At 69.8% G+C, this 23,883-nt stretch carries 22 protein-coding genes; 11 read left to right on the top strand and 11 right to left on the bottom strand.

Annotated elements, in window-relative coordinates; all coding sequences use genetic code 11:
- Positions 1 to 212 precede the first annotated feature (212 nt).
- Positions 213 to 1,175: a diacylglycerol/lipid kinase family protein gene (locus QOC69_RS31250; protein ID WP_526446384.1), complete on the bottom strand. Its 963-nt coding sequence runs from the start codon at positions 1,173 to 1,175 to the stop codon at positions 213 to 215.
- A 39-nt stretch (positions 1,176 to 1,214) separates the two neighbouring features.
- Between QOC69_RS31250 and QOC69_RS31255 the strand changes: the two genes are divergently transcribed.
- Positions 1,215 to 1,646 (top strand): hypothetical protein, encoded by a 432-nt coding sequence (locus QOC69_RS31255; RefSeq protein WP_526446385.1) that lies wholly within the window; start codon positions 1,215 to 1,217, stop codon positions 1,644 to 1,646.
- On the opposite strand, the gene QOC69_RS31260 is transcribed toward QOC69_RS31255, so the two are convergent.
- The 3 genes from QOC69_RS31260 to QOC69_RS31270 are packed head-to-tail and all read right to left on the bottom strand — an operon-like array spanning position 1,601 to position 3,779.
- Positions 1,601 to 2,080: a GNAT family N-acetyltransferase gene (locus QOC69_RS31260; protein WP_526446386.1), complete on the bottom strand. Its 480-nt coding sequence runs from the start codon at positions 2,078 to 2,080 to the stop codon at positions 1,601 to 1,603. The two genes, QOC69_RS31255 and QOC69_RS31260, sit on opposite strands and share 46 nt — an antisense overlap.
- Positions 2,077 to 3,171 (bottom strand): isochorismate synthase, encoded by a 1,095-nt coding sequence (locus tag QOC69_RS31265; protein ID WP_526446414.1) that lies wholly within the window; start codon positions 3,169 to 3,171, stop codon positions 2,077 to 2,079. Before QOC69_RS31265 ends, QOC69_RS31260 begins: the two co-directional genes overlap by 4 nt.
- Complete coding sequence (locus tag QOC69_RS31270) at positions 3,168 to 3,779, bottom strand: acid phosphatase (protein WP_526446387.1); 612 nt, start codon at positions 3,777 to 3,779, stop codon at positions 3,168 to 3,170. Before QOC69_RS31270 ends, QOC69_RS31265 begins: the two co-directional genes overlap by 4 nt.
- A 59-nt stretch (positions 3,780 to 3,838) precedes the next feature.
- Here QOC69_RS31270 and QOC69_RS31275 point away from each other — a divergent pair, with 59 nt between their 5' ends.
- Positions 3,839 to 4,633: a ParA family protein gene (locus tag QOC69_RS31275; protein WP_526446388.1), complete on the top strand. Its 795-nt coding sequence runs from the start codon at positions 3,839 to 3,841 to the stop codon at positions 4,631 to 4,633.
- A gap of 3 nt (positions 4,634 to 4,636) precedes the next feature.
- Here QOC69_RS31275 and QOC69_RS31280 read toward each other — a convergent pair whose 3' ends face one another.
- Both QOC69_RS31280 and QOC69_RS31285 read right to left on the bottom strand, forming a co-directional pair.
- The gene (locus tag QOC69_RS31280) at positions 4,637 to 5,851 is read right to left on the bottom strand and encodes an Rv3212 family protein (RefSeq protein WP_526446389.1); all 1,215 of its coding nucleotides are present in this window, start codon (positions 5,849 to 5,851) and stop codon (positions 4,637 to 4,639) included.
- 19 nt (positions 5,852 to 5,870) lie between these two features.
- Positions 5,871 to 7,367: a DEAD/DEAH box helicase gene (locus tag QOC69_RS31285; protein WP_526446390.1), complete on the bottom strand. Its 1,497-nt coding sequence runs from the start codon at positions 7,365 to 7,367 to the stop codon at positions 5,871 to 5,873.
- 220 nt (positions 7,368 to 7,587) lie between these two features.
- Here QOC69_RS31285 and QOC69_RS31290 point away from each other — a divergent pair, with 220 nt between their 5' ends.
- On the top strand, positions 7,588 to 8,280 hold the full coding sequence (locus QOC69_RS31290; protein ID WP_526446391.1) for a ferritin-like fold-containing protein: 693 nt from the start codon (positions 7,588 to 7,590) through the stop codon (positions 8,278 to 8,280).
- Positions 8,281 to 8,329: 49 nt separating this feature from the next.
- On the opposite strand, the gene QOC69_RS31295 is transcribed toward QOC69_RS31290, so the two are convergent.
- The gene (locus QOC69_RS31295) at positions 8,330 to 9,136 is read right to left on the bottom strand and encodes a hypothetical protein (protein ID WP_526446392.1); all 807 of its coding nucleotides are present in this window, start codon (positions 9,134 to 9,136) and stop codon (positions 8,330 to 8,332) included.
- Between the two features lie 230 nt (positions 9,137 to 9,366).
- On the opposite strand from QOC69_RS31295, the gene QOC69_RS31300 reads away from it, so the two are divergent.
- Positions 9,367 to 9,615, top strand: coding sequence for a DUF3107 family protein (locus tag QOC69_RS31300; RefSeq protein WP_526446393.1), 249 nt, complete (start codon positions 9,367 to 9,369; stop codon positions 9,613 to 9,615).
- 3 nt (positions 9,616 to 9,618) lie between these two features.
- Here QOC69_RS31300 and fasR read toward each other — a convergent pair whose 3' ends face one another.
- On the bottom strand, positions 9,619 to 10,302 hold the full coding sequence (gene fasR / locus QOC69_RS31305) for an HTH-type transcriptional activator FasR (RefSeq protein WP_526446394.1): 684 nt from the start codon (positions 10,300 to 10,302) through the stop codon (positions 9,619 to 9,621).
- 172 nt (positions 10,303 to 10,474) lie between these two features.
- Here fasR and QOC69_RS31310 point away from each other — a divergent pair, with 172 nt between their 5' ends.
- From QOC69_RS31310 to QOC69_RS31320, 3 genes are all read left to right on the top strand, one after another.
- The gene (locus QOC69_RS31310; protein WP_526446415.1) at positions 10,475 to 11,530 is read left to right on the top strand and encodes a DUF3152 domain-containing protein; all 1,056 of its coding nucleotides are present in this window, start codon (positions 10,475 to 10,477) and stop codon (positions 11,528 to 11,530) included.
- Between the two features lie 119 nt (positions 11,531 to 11,649).
- Positions 11,650 to 12,828, top strand: a complete 1,179-nt coding sequence (gene moeZ, locus QOC69_RS31315; RefSeq protein WP_526446395.1) for an adenylyltransferase/sulfurtransferase MoeZ — start codon at positions 11,650 to 11,652, stop codon at positions 12,826 to 12,828.
- Between the two features lie 37 nt (positions 12,829 to 12,865).
- Complete coding sequence (locus QOC69_RS31320; RefSeq protein ID WP_526446396.1) at positions 12,866 to 13,720, top strand: TIGR02569 family protein; 855 nt, start codon at positions 12,866 to 12,868, stop codon at positions 13,718 to 13,720.
- A gap of 29 nt (positions 13,721 to 13,749) precedes the next feature.
- On the opposite strand, the gene QOC69_RS31325 is transcribed toward QOC69_RS31320, so the two are convergent.
- Positions 13,750 to 14,046, bottom strand: coding sequence for an MGMT family protein (locus tag QOC69_RS31325; RefSeq protein ID WP_526446397.1), 297 nt, complete (start codon positions 14,044 to 14,046; stop codon positions 13,750 to 13,752).
- A 1-nt stretch (position 14,047) separates the two neighbouring features.
- The gene (locus tag QOC69_RS31330) at positions 14,048 to 14,839 is read right to left on the bottom strand and encodes an alpha/beta fold hydrolase (protein ID WP_526446398.1); all 792 of its coding nucleotides are present in this window, start codon (positions 14,837 to 14,839) and stop codon (positions 14,048 to 14,050) included.
- Positions 14,840 to 14,959: 120 nt separating this feature from the next.
- Between QOC69_RS31330 and QOC69_RS31335 the strand changes: the two genes are divergently transcribed.
- Together QOC69_RS31335 and QOC69_RS31340 are read left to right on the top strand one after the other, a co-directional pair.
- Positions 14,960 to 18,109, top strand: a complete 3,150-nt coding sequence (locus tag QOC69_RS31335) for an ATP-dependent helicase (RefSeq protein WP_526446399.1) — start codon at positions 14,960 to 14,962, stop codon at positions 18,107 to 18,109.
- Positions 18,106 to 21,366 (top strand): ATP-dependent helicase, encoded by a 3,261-nt coding sequence (locus QOC69_RS31340; protein ID WP_526446416.1) that lies wholly within the window; start codon positions 18,106 to 18,108, stop codon positions 21,364 to 21,366. Before QOC69_RS31335 ends, QOC69_RS31340 begins: the two co-directional genes overlap by 4 nt.
- Here QOC69_RS31340 and QOC69_RS31345 read toward each other — a convergent pair.
- A complete protein-coding gene (locus QOC69_RS31345) occupies positions 21,363 to 21,776 on the bottom strand; it encodes a DoxX-related protein (RefSeq protein ID WP_526446400.1) in 414 nt (137 codons plus the stop codon). The genes QOC69_RS31340 and QOC69_RS31345 overlap by 4 nt on opposite strands.
- 45 nt (positions 21,777 to 21,821) lie before the next feature.
- Between QOC69_RS31345 and QOC69_RS31350 the strand changes: the two genes are divergently transcribed.
- Together QOC69_RS31350 and nudC are read left to right on the top strand one after the other, a co-directional pair.
- Positions 21,822 to 22,901, top strand: a complete 1,080-nt coding sequence (locus tag QOC69_RS31350; RefSeq protein ID WP_526446401.1) for a potassium channel family protein — start codon at positions 21,822 to 21,824, stop codon at positions 22,899 to 22,901.
- 13 nt (positions 22,902 to 22,914) lie between these two features.
- Positions 22,915 to 23,841 carry an NAD(+) diphosphatase gene (gene nudC, locus QOC69_RS31355; RefSeq protein WP_526446402.1) on the top strand — a complete coding sequence of 309 codons (927 nt, stop codon included), beginning with the start codon at positions 22,915 to 22,917 and terminating at the stop codon, positions 23,839 to 23,841.
- Positions 23,842 to 23,883 lie beyond the last annotated feature (42 nt).

The raw sequence follows: 23,883 nt of genomic DNA on the forward strand, positions 1-23,883 counted from the left end.
CACGAGTTTTTCTTCGGCTGTTAACGCGTGCACTTGAAATGTTTCTGCACTGTTGCATCCGATGCTTTCACAGGCTGAACAGATGTCAATAGCGGCGCGTTAACACGTGTGCAACGTCACTGCGGGACTGCGTTACCTAGTCCCTTACTCGTTTGTACTACACTAAACTCACTTGCGCCCTGAATTGAATCCTGTGAATGAATATCCGCAGGTCAAAGGGTTTTTGCGGGCGGTGCCACGACGCCCACCGCGTCCGGCACCGCAGTGAACGTCATCGTTTCGCGCAGCCCTAGGTAATCTCCGTCGATCTGACAGGCCACTGCCGTGTCGCTGGATACCCGGACCCATGCCAGGTCGTCGTCGCGGACCAGGTGCTTGGCCTCGATCCGGGGCTTTCGGGACAACATCCGTCGCACCAGCCCCAGATTCGCCCACACGTTCATGCTGGTGACCGCGAAGACGCCCACGCCCGTCTCGAACGTCGTGTCGGGGTTGGTCCACACGGGTCGGGTGTTGGCGTACGTCCACGGGCTGGAGTTCGACACGAACGCGAAGTGCACCCCCGAGACCGGCTCGCGGCCGGGCAAGTGCAGCGTCAAGGACGGCTCCTTGCGGGCTCCGGCCAGCATCTCGCGCACCGTCACCCGGATGTAGCGCGAAGCGGTGACCGTGCGGCCCTTCTCGCGCTGGGCCTCGACGGCGGCGACCACGTTGCCGTCCACGCCCATGCCCGCCGTGAACACCCCCCAGCGTTCGCCGCAGTCCATCAACCCGATGCGCCGCCAGGCCCCTCCGCGGCGGTGTTCGTCGAGCTGGTCGACGAGTTGGTTGGTCGCCTCGGTGGGGTCGGGGCTGATGCCGAGCGCGCGGGCGAAGACATTGGCCGAACCGCCGGGCACCACACCGACCGCGGGCCCATTCGGCGCGGGCCGACTCTGGCCGCAATCGCCGAGGATGCCGTTGACCACTTCGTTCACCGTGCCGTCACCGCCGTGCACGATCACCACGTCGATCCCGTCGCGCGCCGCGTCCCTGGCGATCTCGATGGCGTGGCCGCGGTGGTCGGTATGCACGACGGTCAGGCTGACCCGGCTCTCCAGCGCATGCGCGAGCAGGTCGCGTCCGGCGGGTGTGGTCGATGTCGCGTTCGGATTGACGATCAGCACGGCGCGCACGGGACATGAGCCTAACTGGAACCGTTTACGCTGGCCGACGTGATCGTTCCCGCACCGGCGACGGTGCGTCAGGCGGGTGTGGTGGTGGCACTCGAGGGTGCCGCGCTGGTCGTCGTGGCCGTGGTCCTGGTGGTGCGGGCGATCGGTGGCGCCCACGAGAAGGCGATCAGCGGGTACGGCACCGCTGCCTGGTACTCGGTCATGGGTGCCGGAGTGATTGCCGCCGGATGGGCCCTGTGGACCGGCAGGCGATGGGGCCGCGGCGTCGCGGTGTTCGCGCAGCTTCTCCTGCTGCCGGTGGCGTGGTACATCGCCGTCGGCTCGCAACGGTGGGCCTATGGCGTGCCCGTTGCCCTGGTCGCGGTGGGTGCACTGGTGCTGTTGTTCAGCCCGTCGGCACTGCAGTGGGCGTCGGCGGCGACGGCTCAGGAACCGGCCAGGGCGGACAACTCGGGGCCGGACACCCGGTAGGTGATCCACTCGCTCTGCGGGCGGCCGCCGACCGAGTCGTACAGCGCGATGGCGTTGACGTTCCAGTCCAGTACGGCCCAGGACAACCGGGTGTAGCCGCCTGCCACGCATTCGCCGGCCAGTGTGGCCAGCAGCGCGCGAGCCAGACCGTGCCTGCGGAACTGTGGCCGGACGAACAGGTCCTCGAGGTAGATGCCCGCCACGCCGTCCCACGTGGAGAAGTTCTTGAACCACAGTGCGCAGGCGGCGGGCTGGCCGTCGAGCTCTGCGATGTGCGCGTGCACCGTCGGCGAGTCTGCGAAAAGCGCTGTGCGCATCTGGGATTCGGTGACCGTGCACTCGACGGCGGCGTGTTCGAAGGCCGCCAGTTCGTGCACCATCGCCGTCAGCGCGGTCTCGTCGCCGGGGCGTACCCGGCGGATTTCTACGGTCATTTCTCGACTCCCAACGCAGACGTGATGGTTCTGAACTTCGTAGTGGTCTCGGCGACCTCGTCGTCGGGATCGGATTCGGCGACGATGCCGCCACCCGACCGTGCCTCGGCGGTGCGCCGGTCGGGCGACAATTGGGCGCAGCGGATGGACACCACCCAGCGGCCGTCGCCTGCCGCATCGCACCATCCGACCGCCCCGGCGTAGAACCCGCGGTCGCCCTCCAGCTCGTTGATCAGTTCGGCCGCGGCGGCGGCGGGTACCCCGCCCACTGCCGGTGTCGGATGCAATGCGATCGCGAGATCCAGTGCCGTGGTGGATGACTCACGCAACCGACCGGTGATGGGGGTGTTCAGGTGCCACACCGCTGACGTACTGGACAGCTCCGGTGACGAAGCGATCGACAAGTCGACGCACAGCGGTTCGAGCGCCTTGCGCATCTCGTCGACGACCAGTTGGTGTTCGTGGAGGTTCTTGGCCGACTCGGCCAGCGCGGCACCGCTGGCCCGGTCTGTGGCGGGATCGGCCGAGCGGGGTGCGGAACCTGCGAACGGCCGGCACGTCACCACGTCGCCGCGCCGTGCCACCAGCAGTTCGGGGCTCGCACCGATGAGCGCCGCACCAACGTACCCCGCTCCCGCCGGGGTCAGATCAGCGAAATAGGCGTTGGCAGTGGTGTCTTCGGCGAGGCGGTTGAGGACCGTCGCCACGTCCAGCGGGCCGTCGGCGACCAACCGCAATGCCCGCGCCAGCACCACCTTGTGCAGGCCGGAACTCGGATCGTTCAGCCGCTTGATCGCCTCGGCGATGCGGGCACGGTGCACCTCGGGGGCAGGCAGTGTCTCCGCGATCTGCACCGTCGGCAGGTCACGCCGCGGCCAATCGGGCAGGGTGTCGACGAACCGAGCCGTCCCCGGCCGCATCAGCGCGGTCGGGCGCGTCATGTCGAAGGGCAAGGCGCCCAACACGATCGGCACGTCACCGGAGGCGAGTGCGGCCCTGGCGTCGTCGAGTCTTGGGTAGGCGGTGTGCACGCCGTCGGCCACGATCACCCCGGCGCGGCCCGTCATCACGAAGGACGGTTCGGCCGTCACGGGGGCAGGCACGGGTTGACGTGGCCGGTCAGGCCGAGCGCGGCGATCTGCCGAACGCCGTGTTCGAAACCGCACACCGCGATCGATGCGGCCGCCATGGACACCCGGATCCCTTCAGAGATCGGCAGTTCCATCCAACGGGTCATCACCGAACGCGAGAAGTGGCCGTGTCCGATGAACACCACATCGCGCGACTCCATGTGCGACAGCGCAAGGCCGACGGCGCGGTCGGCACGTTCGCTGATCGCGGCGACACTCTCACCGCCGGGACATCCGTACTTCCAGACCGTCCAGCCGGGCACCTTCTCGCGGATCTCCGGCGTGGTCAGTCCCTCGTAGTCGCCGTAGTCCCACTCGGCCAGCAGCGGCGTCACCTCGTCCACGGTCAGGCCGGCGAGTTCGGCCGTGACCAGCGCCCGGCGCCTCGGGCTGCTGATCACCACCGGATCGCGCAGTTGCAAGTCGGCGAGCGCCCCGGCGGCGAGCCTGGCCTGTTCACGCCCGGTCTCGGTGAGTTCGAGGTCGGTGCGGCCGGTGTGCTTGCCGCTCTTGGACCACTCGGTCTCACCGTGGCGGAGTAGCAGCAGTCGGTGCCGTTCGATGCTCACACCGGGCGATTCTGCCGCACGCCGAGGCCGATGCTCCGCGCGCGTGCTTGGATGAACACGTGACGCGGGTACTAGCGGTCGCCAATCAAAAGGGTGGGGTCGCCAAGACGACGACGGTGGCGTCGTTGGGTGCGGCGATGGTGGAGAAGGGGCGACGGGTGTTGCTCGTCGATCTTGATCCGCAAGGGTGTTTGACGTTCTCGCTCGGCCAGGACCCGGACAAGCTGACGGTGTCGATCCACGAGGTGCTCCTCGGCGACGTGGAGCCGAGCACGGCGTTGGTGCCGACGGTGGAGGGCATGACGCTGTTGCCCGCCAACATCGACCTGGCGGGGGCCGAGGCGATGCTCCTGATGCGGGCTGGACGCGAGTACGCGCTCAAGCGGGCCCTTGCCAAGGTCGCACCGGACTTCGACGTGGTGATCATCGACTGCCCGCCGTCGCTGGGGGTGCTGACGCTCAACGGGCTCACCGCCGCCGACGACGTGATCGTGCCCTTGCAGTGCGAGACGCTGGCCCACCGCGGCGTCGGCCAGTTCCTCAGGACGGTCACCGACGTCCAGCAGATCACCAACGCCGACCTGCAGTTGCTCGGCGCCTTGCCGACGCTGTACGACTCGCGCACCACGCACAGCCGCGACGTGCTGCTCGACGTCGCGGACCGCTACGGCTTGGTGGTGCTGGGGCCGCCGATACCGCGTACCGTGCGGTTCGCCGAGGCGAGCGCGTCGGGATCGTCGGTCTTGGCGGGACGAAAGAACAAGGGCGCCAATGCCTATCGTCAGCTGGCCGGTGACCTGCTCAAGCACTGGAAGTCGGGCAAGGCCCTTTCGAGCTTCAGTCCCGACGTCTAGCCGTTAGGCGCCCAACGCCACCAGCGTGCCGCCGCGCTGCTCGAGCAGCGTGCTACCGGCGACCGCCGGCACCACCGGGGCGGTACTGGCCGGTCGGATCAGCTGAATGTGGCTCTGCCCGGCCCCGGTCTGGGCATTGAACACGTCGTATCCCGTCGTGACGGGCACCAGCAGCTTGCCTGCGAGCATCGTCGCGGGGCCCACCGGCGCCTGTCCTCCGACGGGGCTGACGGTGTACCGGTAGTGCAGCCCGTTGGCGTCGAAGACCATCACGCTGTCGCCCGTCCACCAGGTGATCAGGTCACCCGCCCGCGACATGGTGGCATCGGGCGACGCCGGCTTGGGCAGCAGCGTGCTGGACACGGTGTTGCCGGTCTCGTCGATGACGTTGACGGTGGGTTTGGGCGTCGGAAGGTACACGGCGGTCGTGGTTTCGGAGACCGCGATCACCTGGGCGTCGGAGTCGGCGGGCACACCCGGCAGCGCGACGTGCTTCACCAGCGGCTGGTCCTCCTCCTTGTCCGGTCGCAGGAGAGTGAGCCGCTCGTCGGGCTGTTGAGGACAGGACTCGATCACCGACACCGCCGACGGGCTCGCGGCGGCCGACACCAGGCGGCACAGCGGCTGCGCGGGGACGTCGGGCTTGATCCGGGCGTCCAGCGCGCCGTAGCTGTTCATCCGAACCATGTCGGAGCGCCACTGCTCGAGGCGGCTGTCACCGGCCGACAGCACGGTGGTGCCGTCCGTGGACAACCTCACCTCGGGATCGGCGTAGGCAGTGCGGCTCGGGCCGCGCCTACCGGTCTTGCCGTCGATGGTGCTGACCTGGCCGCAGCCGCGGGCGTCGGGATAGACGGCGACGGCGTTCTGATACACCGACGTGACACCGCACAGGTCGACGTCGCGCGCATAACTCCAGAGCACTGCGCCGGTCGCGGGGTCGCGCCCGTCGACCTGTCGGCCGGCTCCGGTCACCACGGCGCCCGCGGCCAGTACCGGCTGGGTGGTCGCCGGGCTGGGCGCTGTCCACAGTTCCCGCAGCGTGGCAGGCACGTCCTTGGCGGATTTCAGCGCGGGGACCGGCGTCGCGGCCGGGCGGCTGACGGTTGCCCGCGCGTCGCTGGTCCACCAGATCAGCCCGGCGGCGACGGCGATGACCGCGACGATCGCCGCTGCCACCAGCAGGTCGCCCCTGGTGCGGCGTTCCGGTTTGACCATCGAGCGTTTGTGACCTCGCCTAGCCGGCGGTGGGGGCGGTGGTGTTGGGACGCCGACGCCTGCGCCTGCGGCGCGCCGGGCTGCTGCCCTCGGCGGGCGCGGCCTCGCCGTTGGCGACCGCCGGACTCTGCTCGGTGTTCTCCACGTGGCCCGTCCCGGAACTGGCGCCGCGAGTGCGCTGCCGGGTGCGGTCGCGGTTGCGCGCAGGCCGCTCGCCGTCGCGTGCCTCACGCTTCGGCCGATCCTTGCTCCCGTTGGTGCTGCGCGCCGCCGCGCCGATCGATCCGGTGGCGTCGGTCGGGATGTCCAGCTCGGCGTAGATGTTGGGCGAGTTGGAGTAGGTCTCGGCGGGGTCGGGGATGTTCAGGCCCAGCGCCTTGTCGATCATCGTCCAGCGCGGCAGCTCGTCCCAGTCGACGAGCGTGACGGCGATTCCGGTCTTGCCTGCGCGACCGGTGCGGCCGATGCGGTGCACGTAGGCCTGCTCGTCCTCGGGAATCTGGTAGTTGATCACGTGCGTGATGTCGTCGATGTCGATGCCGCGGGCGGCGACGTCCGTGGCGACCAGCACGTCGATCTCGCCGGTGCGGAAGGCCTTGAGCGCCTTCTCCCTGGCGATCTGGCCCAGGTCGCCGTGCACGGCGCCGACCTTGAAACCACGTTCGGCGAGCTCGTCGGAAACCTTCTGCGCGGTCCGCTTGGTGCGGGTGAAGATCATCGTCGCGCCGCGGCCATTGGCCTGCAGCACCCGGGTGACCAGTTCGACCTTGTCCAGAGCGTGCGCGCGGTAGGCGTACTGCTTGGTGGTGTCGTGCGTGGCCGACGAATGCGGCGCCTCGGCGCGGATGTGCGTCGGCCGGTTCATGAAGGTACGGGCCAGCGTGATGATCGGGTCGGGCATCGTCGCCGAGAACAGCATCGCCTGCCGTTCATCGGGGATCTGTCGCAGGATCCGCTCGATGTCGGGCAGGAAGCCCAGGTCGAGCATCTCGTCGGCCTCGTCGAGCACCAGCACCGACAGACCGCCGAGTTGCAGGTGGCCCTGCTGTGCCAGGTCGAGGAGCCGACCGGGCGTGCCGACGACGACTTCGACGCCCTTCTGCAGGGCCTCGATCTGCGGCTCGTAGGGGCGGCCGCCGTAGATGGAGACGACTGACAACTTGCGGTCGTCGGCCTGCAGGTATTTGGCAGCGTTGCACAGGTCGTCGTAGACCTGCAGGCACAGCTCACGGGTGGGCACCACGATCAGCGCCCTCGGCATGCCGTTGAGGGGCCGCTCGCCGTCGGTGACGATGCGCTGCAGCAGGGGCACACCGAATGCCAGGGTCTTTCCCATGCCGGTGCGGGCCTGGCCGATCAGGTCGTCGCCCGCGAGCGCGAGCGGCAGGGTCAGTTCCTGAATGGCAAACGTGTGCTCGATGCCGCTCTCGGACAGTGCGCGGACAATCTCCTCGCGCACGCCGAGTTCAGCAAATGATGTAGTGGTTTCAGTGGTCTGTTCTGAGATAGAAGTCATGCGTTGCCGACGTAACCTTTCGTAGTCAATCCTCGCGGCGTCCTAGCGCGCACGAGTCTGACGAGAAAGCACCGGGCCCTGGCCTTCGAGGAGGCGGGCCAACTTCGTGCACGCACATTTCTTTGGTCGCGGCCTACCGTCTGGAGCCACTTCCTACTACATGATAGCTGGCCGGTTTTCCAGGGCGGTCGGCGCGCTGGTCGGCGTCTACAGTTGGGCCATGACTTCGACCCCGCCCGACCAGACGGTGAACCCCGTGACTCCGGGCGTGTCGGTCGACCATCCTGGCGTGACCGAGTTGTTTGCGCTGCTGGCCTACGGCGAGGTGGCGGCGTTCTACCGGCTTACCGACGAGGCGCGGATGGCGCCCAATCTGGCCGGCCGGATCAACATGGCCAGCATGGCCGCCGCGGAGATGTACCACTACGAAATGTTGCGGGACGCGCTGGACCGGCGGGGCGTCGACGTGGTGCCCGCGATGACCAGGTACGCCTCCGCGCTGGAGAACTATCACCGCCTGACCACGCCGAGCACCTGGCTGGAGGCGCTGGTCAAGACGTACATCGGTGACGCGCTGGCCGCCGACTTCTACCTCGAGATCGCCGACGCGCTGCCCGCCGAGGCGGCCAGCGTGGTGCGGGCCGTGCTGTCGGAGACCGGTCACTCCCAGTTCGTCGTCGCCGAGGTGAAGGCCGCCGTCACCGCCAGCGACAAGCAGCGCCACCGCCTGGCCCTGTGGTCGCGGAGACTGCTCGGCGAGGCCATCACACAGGCCCAGTTCGTGCTCGCCGAGCACGACGAACTCGTCGACCTCGTCGTTGCGAGCGGTGAGGGCCTGGTCAGGCTCACCGAGTTCTTCGACCGGTTGCAGCGCACGCACAACTCACGCATGCGGGAACTCGGCCTTGCGTAAGCGATTTCGCTACCGAGCGAAGCGACCTGGAGAGGTCACCCGGGGAGGGTTACTTAGTGCAGGTGGAGATCATCGAGTTGGTGGTCTGCGCCGCGATCGCCGCGCCACCGGCATCGGTGATCGAGCAGTTCAGCTGACCCATGAGGCTCGTCGCGGTCACCGAGGTGAGGTTGACGCCGGGGTCCAGCACCACCGTCTTCGTCCACGGCAGCGCCACGTTGACGTCGGTCTGCAGGGCACCCTGCTGGTCGGTGTAGATCACCGTGATCATGTCGAGGAGCTGACGGGTGCCGGTCACTTGATAGGTGATCGTGCGCGGGTCCGGCGCAGCGACGGCCGGTGCGGTCGGTGCGGGTTCGGCACTCGCTGTCGGCTCGGGTGCGACGGTGGTGACCGTCTCGGGGGTCAACGGTCCAGGGGCCGGCACGGGTGCTCGTGACGTGGCAACGGGCGGCGCTGCGGTGGCCGTCGGGGCCTGACTGGTGGTGGCGGCGGGCGGGCTGACGGTCTTCGACACCGAGCCGCTGTCACCTCCACCGAGGATGACCACGGTGCAGATCACCGCGACGAGCAGGATCGCCCCGGCCACCCCGGCGACCCAGATCCACCGGCGATCGATCGGGTCGACGTACTCGTCGTACTCGTCGTAGTCCTCGTCATAGTCATCGAAATCCTCGACGTCGTCGAGGACCTCGGTCTCGGCGGAGCCCGTGCGGTCGGCACGCGAGGCGTAGCCCCCGGCAGCGCCGTGGTCCCCGTAGCGCGAATGGCCGGGGTGCTGCTCTGCGGAGTCTTCGGTGCGTCGCGTCCCAGACGGCGCCGAATACGGTGAACGCGTTGAATACTGCCTGCTCATCACACTTTCCCAGGTCGCTTGGCGGGTGTTCGAAAGGTGAACTCGGCCGATGCTATCGGGACGGAAGTGACGGGTGAGGTTGCCGCGCGGGGTGCCAGGTCACGGTCAGGACTCGGTTCGCGTGACGTCGCCGCGGTGTTCGCGGAACGCGAAGCGACCGTGGCGGCGCGGGCCTCCGGCGTCCACTAGCCTTCTCGAGGTAGGACACAGACCAACGGAAAGGGTCCAGCGTGGAGGTAAAGATCGGTATCACCGACAGCCCGCGCGAGCTGATCTTCAGCAGCGCGCAGACACACGATGAGGTGCAGAAGTTGGTCACCGACGCGCTGGGCACGGGCTCGGGCGTGCTGAGCCTCACCGACGAGAAGGGCCGGCTCTTCCTGGTGCAGGCCACCAAGATCGCCTACGTCGAGATCGGTGCTTCCGACGGGCGTCGGGTCGGCTTCGGCATCCTGGCGGATTCCGCCAAGAAGGCGTAACCGCTAGCCGCGGGTGAGCGGCACGTGTGACAGACCGCCCCAGGCGAACTGCACCGTGCCCTCGACCGCGGCCTCCTTCGAGATCGGCCGGTCGCTGTTCAGCCAGTACCGCGCGCAATCCACGCTGACCGCGACGAGGCCGACCGCGATCATCCTGGCGCGATGCGCCTCCAGCCCCGAGTCGCGGCTGATCAGGTCGAACACGGCGTCGGTGCAGGATTCGGTGGCGACCTTCACCTGCGCCGACACCTGCGGTTCGGTGACGTAGTCGTTCTCGAAGATCAACCGGTAGCCCTGGCCGTCGTGCTCGATGAAGTCGAAGAACGCCTGGACCGCGGCGCGTAGCCGCTGGCGATTGTCGGTGGTGGTGCGCAGTGCCTGCCGCACGCCGGACACCAGGTTGTCGACATGCCGTTGCAGCACCGCCAGATACAGCTCCAGCTTGGACGAGAAGTGTTGGTACAGCACGGGTTTGCTGACGCCCGCCCGGTCGGCGATCTCGTCCATGCCCGCCGCGTGGTAGCCCCGTTCGACGAAGACCTCGCTGGCGGCGATGAGCAGCTGCCCGCGGCGTTCGTCACGGGGCAGTCGGTTGCCACGCCGGTTGCCGCCGGTTGAGCGGCTCGTCGGGCCGTCACCGGCCGTCACTTGCGCGCGTCTCCTTCCGGCGTTGGCGAGCTCGCTCATTCAGTCCTCAATCTGGATCGGTGCTGCGTGCCGGGCAGGGGAATTCGGGACCGGCCGACCATCCGACCGACATTACTACCGTTGGTTGAGGGAGGGCGTGATCTCGACGCCGGGCACCGTCCGGTGGCGCGCCGGAAAGGCCCGGGGTGCCGCGCTGTGCCATCCTGGTTCGGTGACCTACGACCCGGGGCGTCACTGGGGCGAGCGAAGCGACGGGACAAATAGGGGCGGCGGTCGCGTACCCGTGCTGCGCAACGAGTGGCGGGAGCCGCTTCGCGCGCAGCGCGATCCGGTGGCAGGCGACTCCGGACGGACGCGATCCAATCGCGACGACCGTCAGCAGTGGCGCAAGCAGACCTGGCTGGGCCGCTTCCTGTCGACCTACGGCTGGCGCGCCTACGCACTGCCGGTGCTCATCGTGCTCACCGCGGTCGTCGTGTACCAGACGATTACCGGCATCGGCACGACGAAACCGGTCGACGACGCAGGACCGATTCAGGGACCGCCGACGATCGACCCGGTCAGCACCGCCATCGTCGGTGCGCCGCCCAAGGGCATGACCCAGTTCGACGCCAACCTGCCGACCGGCATCCTGCCCGACGGCGGGCCCTACACCGACGCGGGCACCAAGACGTGGCACATCGTGCCCGGCACGTCCCCGAAGGTCGGCGACGGCACGGCGAAGGCGTTCACCTACACCGTCGAGGTGGAGGACGGAATCGACACCACGGCGTTCGGTGGCGACGAGGCGTTCGCGCGGATGGTCAGCGAGACCCTGGCGAATCCCAAGAGCTGGACCCACAACCCGCAGTTCGCGTTCACCAGGATCGACAACGGGCAGCCGGACTTCCGGGTGTCGCTGACCTCGCCGATGACCGTGCGCGAGGGCTGCGGCTACGACATCCCGATCGAATCGTCCTGCTACAACCCGGCCTACCTCGACGGCCAGCCCCGCGTCTTCGTCAACGAGGCCCGCTGGGAGCGCGGCGCCGTACCCTTCCAGGGTGACGTCGGCTCCTACCGGCAGTACCTGGTCAACCACGAGGTCGGCCACGCCATCGGGTATCAGCGTCACGAACCGTGCGGCGAGAACGGCGCGCTGGCGCCGGTGATGATGCAGCAGACCTTCTCCATCAGCAATGATGACGACGCCAAGTTCGACCCGGAATCCGTCAAGGCCGACGGCAAGTCGTGCCGGTTCAACCCGTGGCCGTACCCCATCGCCTGAGTTTCGCCACGCCCCGGCGCGAGCGCGGCCCCCGGGAAGGTTCGCGCCGGGATTGCCGTTGAATGGCAATGCCTGGTGTGATTGTCATAGGCCTAGACTTCGAATCGAGGAGCGTGCCGATGTCGACACCGTTACCGCCGCTGGTGGAACCAGCCACTGAACTGACGCGCGAAGAAGTTGCGCGCTACAGCCGCCACCTGATCATCCCCGACCTCGGGGTGGATGGGCAGAAGCGGCTCAAGAACGCCCGTGTGCTGGTGATCGGCGCAGGCGGGCTGGGTTCGCCCACCCTGCTGTACCTGGCCGCCGCGGGCGTTGGCACCATCGGCATCGTCGAGTTCGACGTCGTTGACGAGTCCAACCTGCAGCGCCAGATCATTCACGGCCAGTCCGACATCGGCCGGTCCAAGGCGCAGAGCGCGCGGGACTCGATCAAGGAGATCAACCCGCTGGTCGAGGTGCGACTGCACGAGGTCCGGCTGGAATCGGACAACGCGGTGAACCTGTTCGCCCAGTACGACCTGATCCTCGACGGAACCGACAACTTCGCGACGCGCTACCTGGTCAACGACGCCGCGGTGCTCGCGGGCAAGCCCTACGTGTGGGGCTCGATCTACCGGTTCGAGGGGCAGGTGTCGGTGTTCTGGGAGGACGCCCCCGACGGGCGCGGCCTGAACTACCGCGACCTGTACCCCGAGCCGCCACCCCCCGGCATGGTGCCGTCATGTGCCGAGGGCGGCGTGCTGGGCATCCTGTGCGCTTCGATCGCGTCGGTGATGGGCACCGAAGCGATCAAGCTGCTGACCGGCATCGGCGATCCGCTGCTGGGTCGGCTGATGGTCTACGACGCGCTCGACATGACCTACCGCACCATCAAGATTCGCAAGGACCCGGCGACGCCGAAGATCACCGAGCTGATCGACTACGACGCGTTCTGCGGGGTGGTGTCCGACGCCGCCGCCGAGGCCGCCGCCGACTCCACCGTGACGCCCCGCGAGTTGCGCGAGATGCTCGACTCCGGCCGCAACATCGCGCTCATCGACGTACGCGAGTCGGTGGAGTGGGACATCAACCACATCGAAGGCGCCGAACTGGTGCCCAAGTCGACGATCGACGCCGGCGACGGGCTCGCGAAGCTGCCGCACGACCGGACCCCGGTGTTGTACTGCAAGACGGGCGTGCGGTCGGCCGAGGCGCTGGCGGCCGTGAAGAAGGCGGGATTCTCCGACGCGCTGCACCTGCAGGGCGGGATCGTGGCGTGGGCCAAGCAACTCGAACCCGACATGGTGATGTACTGACGGCTGGTTAGCCGGAGCACGGCTTAGTCTGAGCTCTGTGACTGTCGACCAGCCGCCTGATCATGTGCTGGCTGCGTTCGGCCTCACCGGACTTCGACCGGCTCCGCTCGGTTCGAACTGGGAGGGAGGCTGGCGCTGCGGCGAGGTCGTGCTGTCCATGGTGGCCGATCACGCTCGCGCGGCATGGTCGGCCAAGGTGCGCGAGACGCTCTTCGTCGACGGTGTGCGGCTGGCCCGCCCGGTGCGCTCCACCGACGGCCGCTACGTGGTCGCCGGTTGGCGCGCCGACACATTCGTGACCGGCACCCCCGAGCCGCGGCATGACGAGGTCGTCTCGGCCGCGGTGCGGCTGCACGAGGCCACCGCGCGCCTGGAACGTCCGCGCTTCCTGACCCAGCCGCCGTCCGTGCCGTGGTCCGATGTGGACGTCTTCGTCGCCGCCGACCGTGCGGCGTGGGAGGACCGTCCACTGCATACGCTGCCGCCCGGCGCGCAGGTCGCGCCCGGATCGGCCGACGGGCAGCGGTCGATCGAGCTGATCAATCAGCTTGCCTCGCTGCGCAGGCCGACGCGCGCCCCCAGCCAGTTGGTGCACGGCGACCTATACGGCACCGTGCTGTTCGCGGGCACCACCGCGCCAGGCATCACCGACATCACGCCGTACTGGCGGCCCGCGACCTGGGCCGCCGGGGTGGTGGTGGTCGATGCGATGGCCTGGGGTGAGGCCGACGACGGGCTGGTCGAGCGGTGGACGTCCCTGCCGGAGTGGCCGCAGATGCTGTTGCGCGCGTTGATGTTCCGGCTGGCCGTGCACGCATTGCACCCGCGATCTACGGCAGCGGCGTTCCCCGGCCTTGCCCGCACCGCGGCGCTGGTTCGTCTGGTCCTCTAGACGCTTCTCCCGCCGCGCAATCTCAAACGTCAGAACTCGTGGCGCACCTCGGCCAGGCGCACCCGGCCGTCGATGGCCAGCACCCCTTCGGCGCGAAGCAGTTCCAGCTGTCGGGTGGCGATGTGGGCAGCGGGCCGACCCGACGCGCCGAGCACACGGTGCCACGGCAGATCCGACGAGTCGGTGCGCATGATCCACCCGACGATCCGCGCGCTGGAAAGCCCTGCCGCGTCGGCGATGTCGCCGTAGGTGGCCACCCGGCCGGCAGGTATGGACGCGACCAGGGCACGCACGTTCTCGACCTGCTCGTCGGTGATCGCCGCCACGTCAGCCCGCGTGCCTGCGGATCACCGCGGCGGTCTCCACCGGTTTGGCCTGGGCCACCATGTGATCGCAGTCGAACTCGAGCAGAGTGAAGTCGGAACCGAGCCGTGCGTCGAGCGCCGAGACGAGTTCATCGGAGACGTACGGCGGATCGGTTCGCGCGGCGCGGACCAAGGCGGTGGGCGTGCCCTGACGCGGCAGTGCGAACGGCCGGGCCAGCTCGCTCCAGTAGGACATCATCGCCGGGATGTTGATCCGCCAGCCCACGCGTCCGTTCGGCAGCGCGACCAGGTGCTCGTCGAGTTCGGCGTCGACGTCGGCCTCGGCGACATCGGCCCAAGAGCCCGAGATCTTCTCGTTGCGTGCCTCGTCGCGGTCGGTGTAGTCCGGCGAATCCATCATCGAGTCGGCGATCTCGTGCATCCAAGCGCCGTCGAGGCCGACGGCGGGATCGAGCAGCACCACCGCCGCGACCAGATCGGGCCGCGCCTCCGCGAGGCTCAACGCGATCGCGCCGCCGAACGAATGTCCGACCACGGTCACCGGGCCCGTCGAATCGGCGTCCAGCACCGCCGCGAGCGCGGCCACGTTGGCCTCGATGGTCCACGGTGCGGCCCATGACGACCGGCCGTGGCCGAGCAGGTCCGGCGCGGCGATCGCGAACTCGGGCAGATGCCGGTTGGCCAGTGGCTCCCACCGTCGGCCGTGTCCGGTCAGTCCGTGGATGGCCAGGATCTGGGGCGGCCCGGCCGGGCCGTAGCGGTAGGTGTTCAGCGCGTCGGTATTGGAGGCCACGGCATCGATGCTGCCAGCAGGCAGGTAACTGTGTCATTTCCCGGGTCGCTTCGCTCTCCCCCGCAAGCGGGGGTACCCCCAGCTCCGAATGATGTCGGACCCCCGTGGTGTCATGCCGTCATGCCCGCTTCGCACGTCGACCTGTCGCCCGCCGCGCTGACCGAGCCCGGCCTGCACGGCACCGTGCGCCTGCTCGGCGGCCCCGGCACGGGCAAGTCGCACCTGCTCACCCGGATCGCCGCAGGCAGGATCACCGCGGGCTGCGACCCCGAATCCGTTCTGCTGCTGACCGGTTCGGCACGGCTCGGCATGCAGGCCAGGGCGGCGGTCACCTCGGCGCTGCTTGGCGATGGCACCACAGGGCGTGCGGCGGTGCGCGAACCGCTGGTCCGAACGGTGCACTCGTACGCCTTCGCGGTGCTCGGTCAGGCGGCTCGCCGCAACGGGGATCCGCCGCCGCGGCTGATCACCAGCGCCGAGCAGGACGGCATCATCCGCGAACTGCTGGCCGGCGACTTCGAAGACGATGACGATTCGTCGGTCCGCTGGCCGGCCCAGCTGCGGCCCGCGCTGCCCACCGTCGGGTTCGCCACCGAACTGCGCGATCTGCTGGCGCGCTGCACCGAACGCGGGGTGGATCCGCTTGAGCTGCAACGCATCGGCCGACGGGCCTGCCGTCCCGAGTGGGTGGCCGCGGGCCGGTTCGCCCAGGTCTACGAGCAGGTGATGTTGCTTCGGTCGGCCGTTGGCATGGCGGCGCCGCAGGCGACCGTGCCCGCACTCGGTGCGGCCGAGCTCGTCGGTGCCGCACTGGAGGCGTTCGCCATGGACCCGGAGCTGCTGGCCGCCGAGCGCGCACGCATTCAGCTGCTGCTGGTCGACGACGCTCAACACCTCGATCCACAGGCCGCCCGGCTCGTCCGGGTGCTGGCCGCGGGCGCAGAGCTCAGCGTCATCGCCGGGGATCCCAACCAGGCCGTATTCGGTTACCGCGGCGCCGATCCCGAGCTGTTGCGTGACGACGCGTCGCCTGCCGTCGAACTGACGGCGTCGCACCGCTGCGCGCCCGCCGTCGCTCGCGCGGTCACCGGCATTGCGCGGCGGCTGCCCGGTGCGGACGCGGCCCGCGAAATCACCGGAGACGAGGAACGGGACGGGTCGCTGAGCGTGCGGATCGCGGCGTCACCGCACGCCGAGTCTGCGCTGATCGCGGACGCGTTGCGCCGCGCACACCTCATCGACGGCGTGCCCTGGTCGGCGATGGCCGTGATCGTGCGGTCGGTGCCACGCGCCGGAGCGTCGCTGGCCCGCGCCCTTGCCGCGTCCGGGGTGCCGGTGGATCAGCCCTCGGCGACCACCCTGGCCGAACACCCCGCGGTGGCCGCGTTGTTGACGGTGCTGGACGCCACCATCCATGGCCTCGACGGTGACCGGGCGACATCGCTGGTGACCGGGCCGATCGGCCGCGTCGACCCGGTGTCGTTGCGGCAGTTGCGTCGCGCGCTGCGCCGGGCCGACGGAAGCCAGCCGCCGCGTGAGTTCGCCGACCTGCTCGTCGGATCGCTCGAGGGCAGCCCAGGAGGCCTGCCCGACCTGCCGGATCAGCTCGCCCGGCCGCTGCGTCGGGTCGCCGCGGTGCTCAACGCGGCCAGGGGCGGCGAGACGGATCGGCGGGATCCCCGGGTCACCCTGTGGCAGGCATGGCACCAGAGTGGCCTGCAACGGCGCTGGCTGACCTCGACCGAACGCGGAGGGTCGGGCGGGGTCCAGGCGGGCCGCGACCTCGACGCGGTGACTGCGCTGTTCGACGTCGCCGGGCAGTACGTGACGCGGACTGCGGGTGCATCGTTGACCGGCCTGGTGGACCACGTGCGAGCGATGGCGCTGCCCGTGATCGGCAGGGATGACCGCCGGGCAGGTGAGTCCGTCGCCCTGCTGAGCGCGCACGCCGCGCTGGGCCGCGAATGGGAGGTCGTGGTGATCGCAGGCCTGCAGGAGGGGTTGTGGCCCAACACCGTTCCGCGCGGCGGCATCCTCGGCACGCAGTACCTGGTCGATGTGCTCGACGGCGTCGACGATCCGATGTCCCGTGCGGTGTCGACCAGGGCGCCGCTGCTGGCCGAGGAGCGCAGGCTGCTCGTCTCGGCGTTGGGCCGGGCCCGCTCGCACGTCGTCGTGACGGCGGTTGACGGTGACGAGGGCGACGAGTCGGCGTTGCCGTCGCCGTTCTGTGCTGAGCTCGCGGCGCTGGCCACCGAGGGCGACGCGGATACCGAGCCCGTCCCGATCCACGCGCCACGGGTGTTGGCGCCCGCCGCGCTGGTCGGGCGGTTGCGTGCGGTGGTGTGCGCGCCGGCCGAGACGGTCGATGAGGCGTCGCGTGCCTGTGCCGCAGCACAATTGGCGCGCCTGGCGGCGGCCGGGGTTTCCGGCGCGGACCCGACGCAGTGGTACGGCACGACGCCGCTGTCCACCGACGACCCGTTGTGGTCGGGGGAGGGCCACGTCGTGACGTTGTCGCCGTCGCGGCTGCAGACGCTGACCGACTGCCCCCTGCGTTGGCTGCTGGAACGCCACGGCGGTGCCGACGGACGCGACGTCCGCTCGGCGCTGGGGTCGCTGGTGCACGCGCTCGTCGCCGACCCCGACAAGAGCGAGGAGCAGATGATCGCCGAGCTCGAACGGCACTGGGCGGAGCTGCCGTTCGACTCGCAGTGGCACTCGGCCAACGAGTTGCAGCGCCACCGCGTGATGCTGTCGACGTTCGCGCAATGGCGGGCCGCGACGCGCAGCGAGTTCACCGAGGTCGGTGCCGAGGTCGACGTGGACGGCGTCGTGGAGCCGGCCGACGGGTTGCGGCCGGGGGTGAGGATGCGCGGCCGGGTCGACCGGCTGGAGCGTGACGCCGAGGGTCGGCTGGTGGTGGTCGACGTCAAGACCGGCAAGACACCGGTCACCAAGGACGACGCCCAGCGGCACGCCCAGTTGGCGGCGTATCAGCTGGCCATCGCCGAAGGTCTTCTGCTGCAGGGTGATCAGGCGGGCGGGGGGCGCCTGGTCTATCTGGGCAAGGTCGGCTCGGCCGGGGCATGCGAACGCGACCAGGACCCGATGACCGCCGAGGGGCGCGAACAATGGCGGGAGTCGGTGCGGCATGCCGCCGCCGCCACGCAGGGTCCTGAGTTCGTCGCACGCATCAACGACGGGTGCGCGCACTGCCCGGTGCGGGCGATCTGTCCGGCGCAGGCCGCGATCGGTGGCCGGTCGTGACCGCCCGCTACGGCCCCGCCGAACTGGCCGAGGCGCTCGGCATGTTCGCCCCGACCGAGGAACAGGCCGCGGTCATCGCGGCGCCGCCGGGGCCACTGGTGGTGATCGCGGGGGCGGGCGCGGGCAAGACCGAGACGATGGCCGCGCGGGTGGTGTGGCTGGTGGCCAACGGCTACGCGCGTCCGGGTGAGGTGCTCGGGTTGACCTTCACCCGCAAGGCGGCAGGCCAGCTGCTGCGCCGAGTCCGGACCAGGCTGGCCCGGCTCGCCGGTGCGGGTCTCATTCCCGGAGGGCCGGGCGGCACCGTCGACGAACAGGCGACGGTGGCCACCTATCACGCCTTCGCCGGGACCCTGCTGCGCGAGCACGGCCTGCTGCTGCCGGTGGAGCCCTCGACCCGGCTGATCAGCGAGACCGAGCTGTGGCAGTTGGCGTTTCGCGTGGTGTGCGGGCACCCCGGCCCGCTGGACACCGAGAAGTCGCCCGCCGCGGTGACCGCGATGGTGCTGCGCCTGGCGGGGCAGCTGGCCGAACACCTGGTCGACACCGATCAGCTCCGCGACACCCACCTCGAACTCGAGCGGCTGGTGCACACGCTTCCGGCCGGGCCACGGCAGCGCGATCGGGGGCCGACCCAGTCGCTGCTCAAGATGCTGGCCACGCAGACCGAGCGCGCCGAGCTCGTCCCGTTGGTCGACGCGCTGCACGCCAGGATGCGGGCCGAGAACGTCATGGACTTCGGGATGCAGATGTCGGCGGCGGCCCGTCTGGCAGCCGCCTTCCCCCAGGTCGGTGCGGAACTGCGGGCGCGTTACCGGGTGGTGCTGCTCGACGAGTACCAGGACACCGGCCACGCCCAGCGGGTCGCGCTGTCGTCGCTGTTCGGCGGGGGTGTGGACGACGAGCTCGCGTTGACCGCCGTCGGCGACCCGATCCAGTCGATCTATGGCTGGCGGGGCGCGTCGGCGACGAATCTGCCGCGGTTCACCACGGACTTCTGCCATTCGGACGGCACCCAGGCGCCGATTCTGGAACTGCGCACCAGCTGGCGCAACCCGCCCCGTGCACTGCGGCTCGCCAACGCGGTGTCGACGGAGGCGCGCCGCCGTTCGGTGGCCGTGCGTGAGCTGCTGCCCCGCCCCGACGCCCAGCCCGGCACCATCCGATGCGCACTGCTGAACGACGTAGCGCGCGAACGGGACTGGGTGGCAGACGAATTGGCCAGGATCTACCACGATGCCCGTGGGGCAGGGGCGGCGGTGCCGACGACGGCGGTGCTGGTCCGCCGCAACGCCGACGCCGCGCCCATCGCCGACGCACTGACCGCGCGCGGTGTGCCCGTCGAGGTCGTCGGGTTGGCCGGCCTGCTGGCCATTTCGGAGGTCGCCGACGTGGTGGCGATGCTGCGGCTGGCCGCCGACCCCGCCGCGGGGGCCGCCGCGATGCGGGTCCTGACCGGGCCGCGCTGGCGGCTGGGCGCAGCCGACGTCACCGCGTTGTGGCGGCGCGCCGTGGAACTCGACCACTCCGGTCGGGCCGCCGACCACGCGTCCGTCGCCGAGATCGTGGCGTCCGCCGCACCGGACGCAGACTCCGCGTGCCTGGCCGACGCGATCGGCCACCCCGGACCGGTGGACCGCTACTCGCCAGAAGGGCACCGACGCATCGTGGCGCTCGCCCGCGAGCTGACGGTACTGCGCGCGCAGCTGCACCATCCGCTGCCCGACGTCGTCGCCGAGGTGCGGCGCATGCTTGGCGTCGACGCCGAAGTGCGTGCGGCGCGGATGGTTTCGGCCGGTTGGAGCGGGACGGAGCATCTCGACGCGTTCACCGACGTGGTGGCCGACTTCGCCGGACGGCCCGGGGCGTCGGTACCCGGTCTGCTCGGCTACCTGGACGCCGCCATGGAAGTGGAGAACGGGCTGGCGCCCGCCGAGCTCAGCGTCGCACACGACCGGGTGCAGATCCTCACGGTGCACGCCGCCAAGGGGCTGGAATGGCAGGTCGTCGCCGTGCCGCACCTGAGCGGTCGGGTGTTTCCGTCGACCGCGTCGCCGCGCACCTGGCTGTCGGATCCGGCCGACCTGCCGCCGCTGCTGCGCGGTGACCGCGCGACCGTGTCCGAACACGGCGTGCCGGTGCTCGACACCAGCGACGTCAACGACAGGAAGGCGCTGTCGGACAAGATCACCGAACACAAGCGTCGCCTCGACCAGCGCCGCGTGGACGAGGAACGCCGCCTGCTGTACGTCGCGCTCACCCGTGCCGAGGACACGCTGCTGCTGACGGGCCACCACTGGGGTGCCACCGAGCTCAAGCCGAGGGGCCCATCGGAGTTCCTCGTCGAGATCCGCGACGTGATCGAGCAGTCGGCGGCCGAGGGCGACGCCTGCGGTGTCGTCGACGCGTGGGCACCCGCCCCGGCCGACGGTGATCGGAATCCGCTGCAGGAATCGGTTACCGAGCGATCGTGGCCAGCCGACCCCGCGGGTGCGGCCCGGGTGGCATTGGATCGGGGTGCCGCGCTGGTCGCGTCGGTGTTGGGTGGTGGCGGCCCCGACGCAGACACAGCCGACACTGGTGACGTGGACGGTTGGGCGGCCGACGTCGACGCCCTGCTGGCCGAACGCGAGCGTGCGCTGGAACGTCCGCCCGTCACACTGCCTGCTCAACTGTCGGTCAGCGCGTTGGTGGACATTGGTCGCGATCCCGCGGGCGCGGCCCAGCGTCTGCAGCGCAGGCTGCCGGTCCGTCCCGACCCGCACGCCTCGCTGGGCACCGCGTTCCACGACTGGGTGCAGCGGTTCTACCGCGCCGAGCGGCTTTTCGACCTCGACGACCTGCCCGGGGCCGTCGACGGCGACCTTGGCCGCGCCGACGAGGAGAACCTGGCCGAGTTGCAGGCCGCGTTCGCGCTCTCACCGTGGGCCACGCGCACACCGGTCGACGTGGAGACGCCGTTCGACATGGTGCTCGCCAGCACCGTGGTCCGCGGCCGCATCGACGCCGTGTTCGCCGACGACGACGGTGGCGTCACCGTGGTCGACTGGAAGACCGGCGAGGCGCCCACCACCCCGGAGGCGTTGCGGCAGAACGCGATTCAGCTGGCCGTCTACCGGCTGGCGTGGGCCGCGATGCGGGGAGTCCCGGTGTCGTCGGTGCGGGCGGCCTTCCACTACGTGCGCAGCGGCGTGACGGTGGCGCCCGATGAGCTGCCCGGCGCCGACGATCTGGCCGCGCTGTTGGAGGCTGCCTAACGCGGCGCGTTGCGGTAGGCCTTGAGCGCCTGGGTGATCATCGGCACCTGCAGCGGCAGCCGGGCGAGCGCACCGATGCGGGCCGGCCAGCCCCGGCCCCACCACAGCCGGACCATGTTGACGTTCGCCGGGAAGACGCCGACGAACAGCGCGACGGCCGCCAGCGCACCGATCCGCCGGGTCCGTGGGACCAGCAGCATCGCGCCCGTCGCTCCCTCCGCGACACCCGAGGCCAAGGTGTAGAACCGCGCACTGCCCGGCAACTCGGCGGGAACGATCGTGTCGAACGGGTTCGGCGCCACGAAGTGCAGTACGGACATGCCGACCAACATGGCGCCCATCCGCTGGGCGGGAAGCTGGCTCGGTGCCTGGATGAGCGCACTGTCGACTGCTGGCGTGGAGGAGGTCATGGTTACATTGTGCTGTGCTACGCCGCCGGCGGATGATGGGCCCTCGTGGCCAGGGGTAGGTTGCGTCGGCAGCTGGAGGCGATCAATCAGAACCTGAGCTCCCGGCCGGATGCCGACCTGGTCGGCATCCTGAACATCCCCAAGCCGTTCGTCAGCCCGACGCGCAGGATCTTCATGCGTGTCGTATACGCGCTGCTGGCACTGTTCGCGGCCGTGTTCATCGTCTACCTGGACCGCGGCGGCTACCGCGACGTCCAGGACAATGAGCTGTCGCTCCTGGACTGCCTGTACTACGCCACCGTCTCGCTGTCGACCACCGGCTACGGCGACATCACCCCGTTCACCCCGTCGGCGAGGCTGATCAACGTCCTGGTGGTCACGCCGCTTCGCATCGCGTTCCTGATCGTGTTGATCGGTACCACGGTCGAGACGCTGACCACCCAGTCGCGCCAGGCGTTCGACATTCAGCGATGGAGGAAGTCCGTGCGCAATCACACCGTCGTCGTCGGCTACGGCACCAAGGGCAGGACGGCGGTCGCCGCGATGATCGGTGACGACGTCGCGGCCGGCCAGATCGTCGTCGTCGACGAGAACCCAGCCGCGCTCGAGCGGGCCAAGAGCGCGGGGCTGGTGACCGTCCGCGGCAACGCCACCGACTCGGAGGTGCTGCGGCTGGCCAGCGCGCAGCACGCCAAGTCGATCATCGTCGCGGCCAATCGCGACGACACCGCCGTGCTCGTCACCCTCACCGCGCGCGAACTCGCGCCCAACGCCAAGATCATCGCTGCGGTCAGGGAGGCCGAGAACCAGCATCTGCTGCGACAGTCCGGTGCCGACACCACCGTCGTCACCTCGGAGACCGCGGGACGGCTGCTCGGCATCGCCACCCAGACCCCGTCCGTCGTCGAGGTCATGGAGGACCTCCTCACGCCCGACGCCGGCTTCGCGATCACCGAACGCCCGGTCGAGACGACCGAGGTCGGCGGGTCACCCCGGCACCTGGCCGACATCGTGCTCGGCGTCGTCCGCAACGGCAGGCTGCTGCGCGTCGACGAGCCCGAGGTGGACGCCGTCGAGCTGGGCGACCGGCTGCTGTACATCCGCAGCACGAACGCCGACCGGTGATCGGCGGGACGGCATGACCGACTTTCAGCTGCGCAATGTCCCCCTGCTGTCGCGGGTCGGCGCCGACCGGGCGGACGTCCTGCGCACCGACGTCGATGCCGCCGTGGCGGGCTGGCCGGACGCATTGGTGCTGCGGGTCGACCGGCGCAACCAGGTGCTGATCTCCGGCGGCCGGGTGGTGCTCGGCGCCGCCGCGAAGGTGTCCAAGACCCCCGCCGACAACGCGGTGTTCCTGGGCCGGCTGGAGGACGGCAGGCACGTCTGGGGGATACGCGGCGCGCTGGAGGGCCCCGAGGATCCCCACGCCGAATCGGAGGTGCTCGACCTCCGTCGGGCCGGTGCGATCTTCGACGACGTCAGCGCACAGCTGGTGGCGACGGCCACCGCATTGCTGAATTGGCATGACAGCGCCCGATTCAGCGCAGTCGACGGCTCCCCGACGCGAATGGTCAAGGCCGGTTGGTCGCGCGTCAACCCCGTCAACGGCCACGAGGAGTTCCCCCGGATCGACCCGGCGATCATCTGCCTGGTGCACGACGGGCACGACCGCTGCGTGCTGGCCCGCCAGACGGTGTGGCCGGAGCGGCTCTTCTCGCTGCTCGCCGGATTCGTGGAGGCGGGCGAGTCGTTCGAGGCCTGTGTGGTGCGCGAGATCAACGAGGAGGTCGGACTGACCGTGTCCGACGTCCGCTATCTGGGCAGCCAGCCGTGGCCGTTTCCGCGCTCACTCATGGTGGGCTTCCACGCAATTGGCGATCCCGAGCAGGTGTTCGCGTTCAACGACGGCGAGATCGTCGAAGCGGATTGGTTCACCCGGGCCCAGGTGCGCGACGCCCTCGAGGACGGCGATTGGAGCAGCGACTCGCCGTCCCGGCTGCTGCTGCCCGGCTCCATCTCGATCGCCAGGGAGATCATCGAGTCCTGGGCGGCGCTGGACTAGGACCGCCCGACGTCAGTGACCGTGACGACTACGTCGGTTCCG

This window comes from Mycobacterium sp., from assembly GCF_032162105.1.
Taxonomy (GTDB): Bacteria; Actinomycetota; Actinomycetes; order Mycobacteriales; family Mycobacteriaceae; genus Mycobacterium.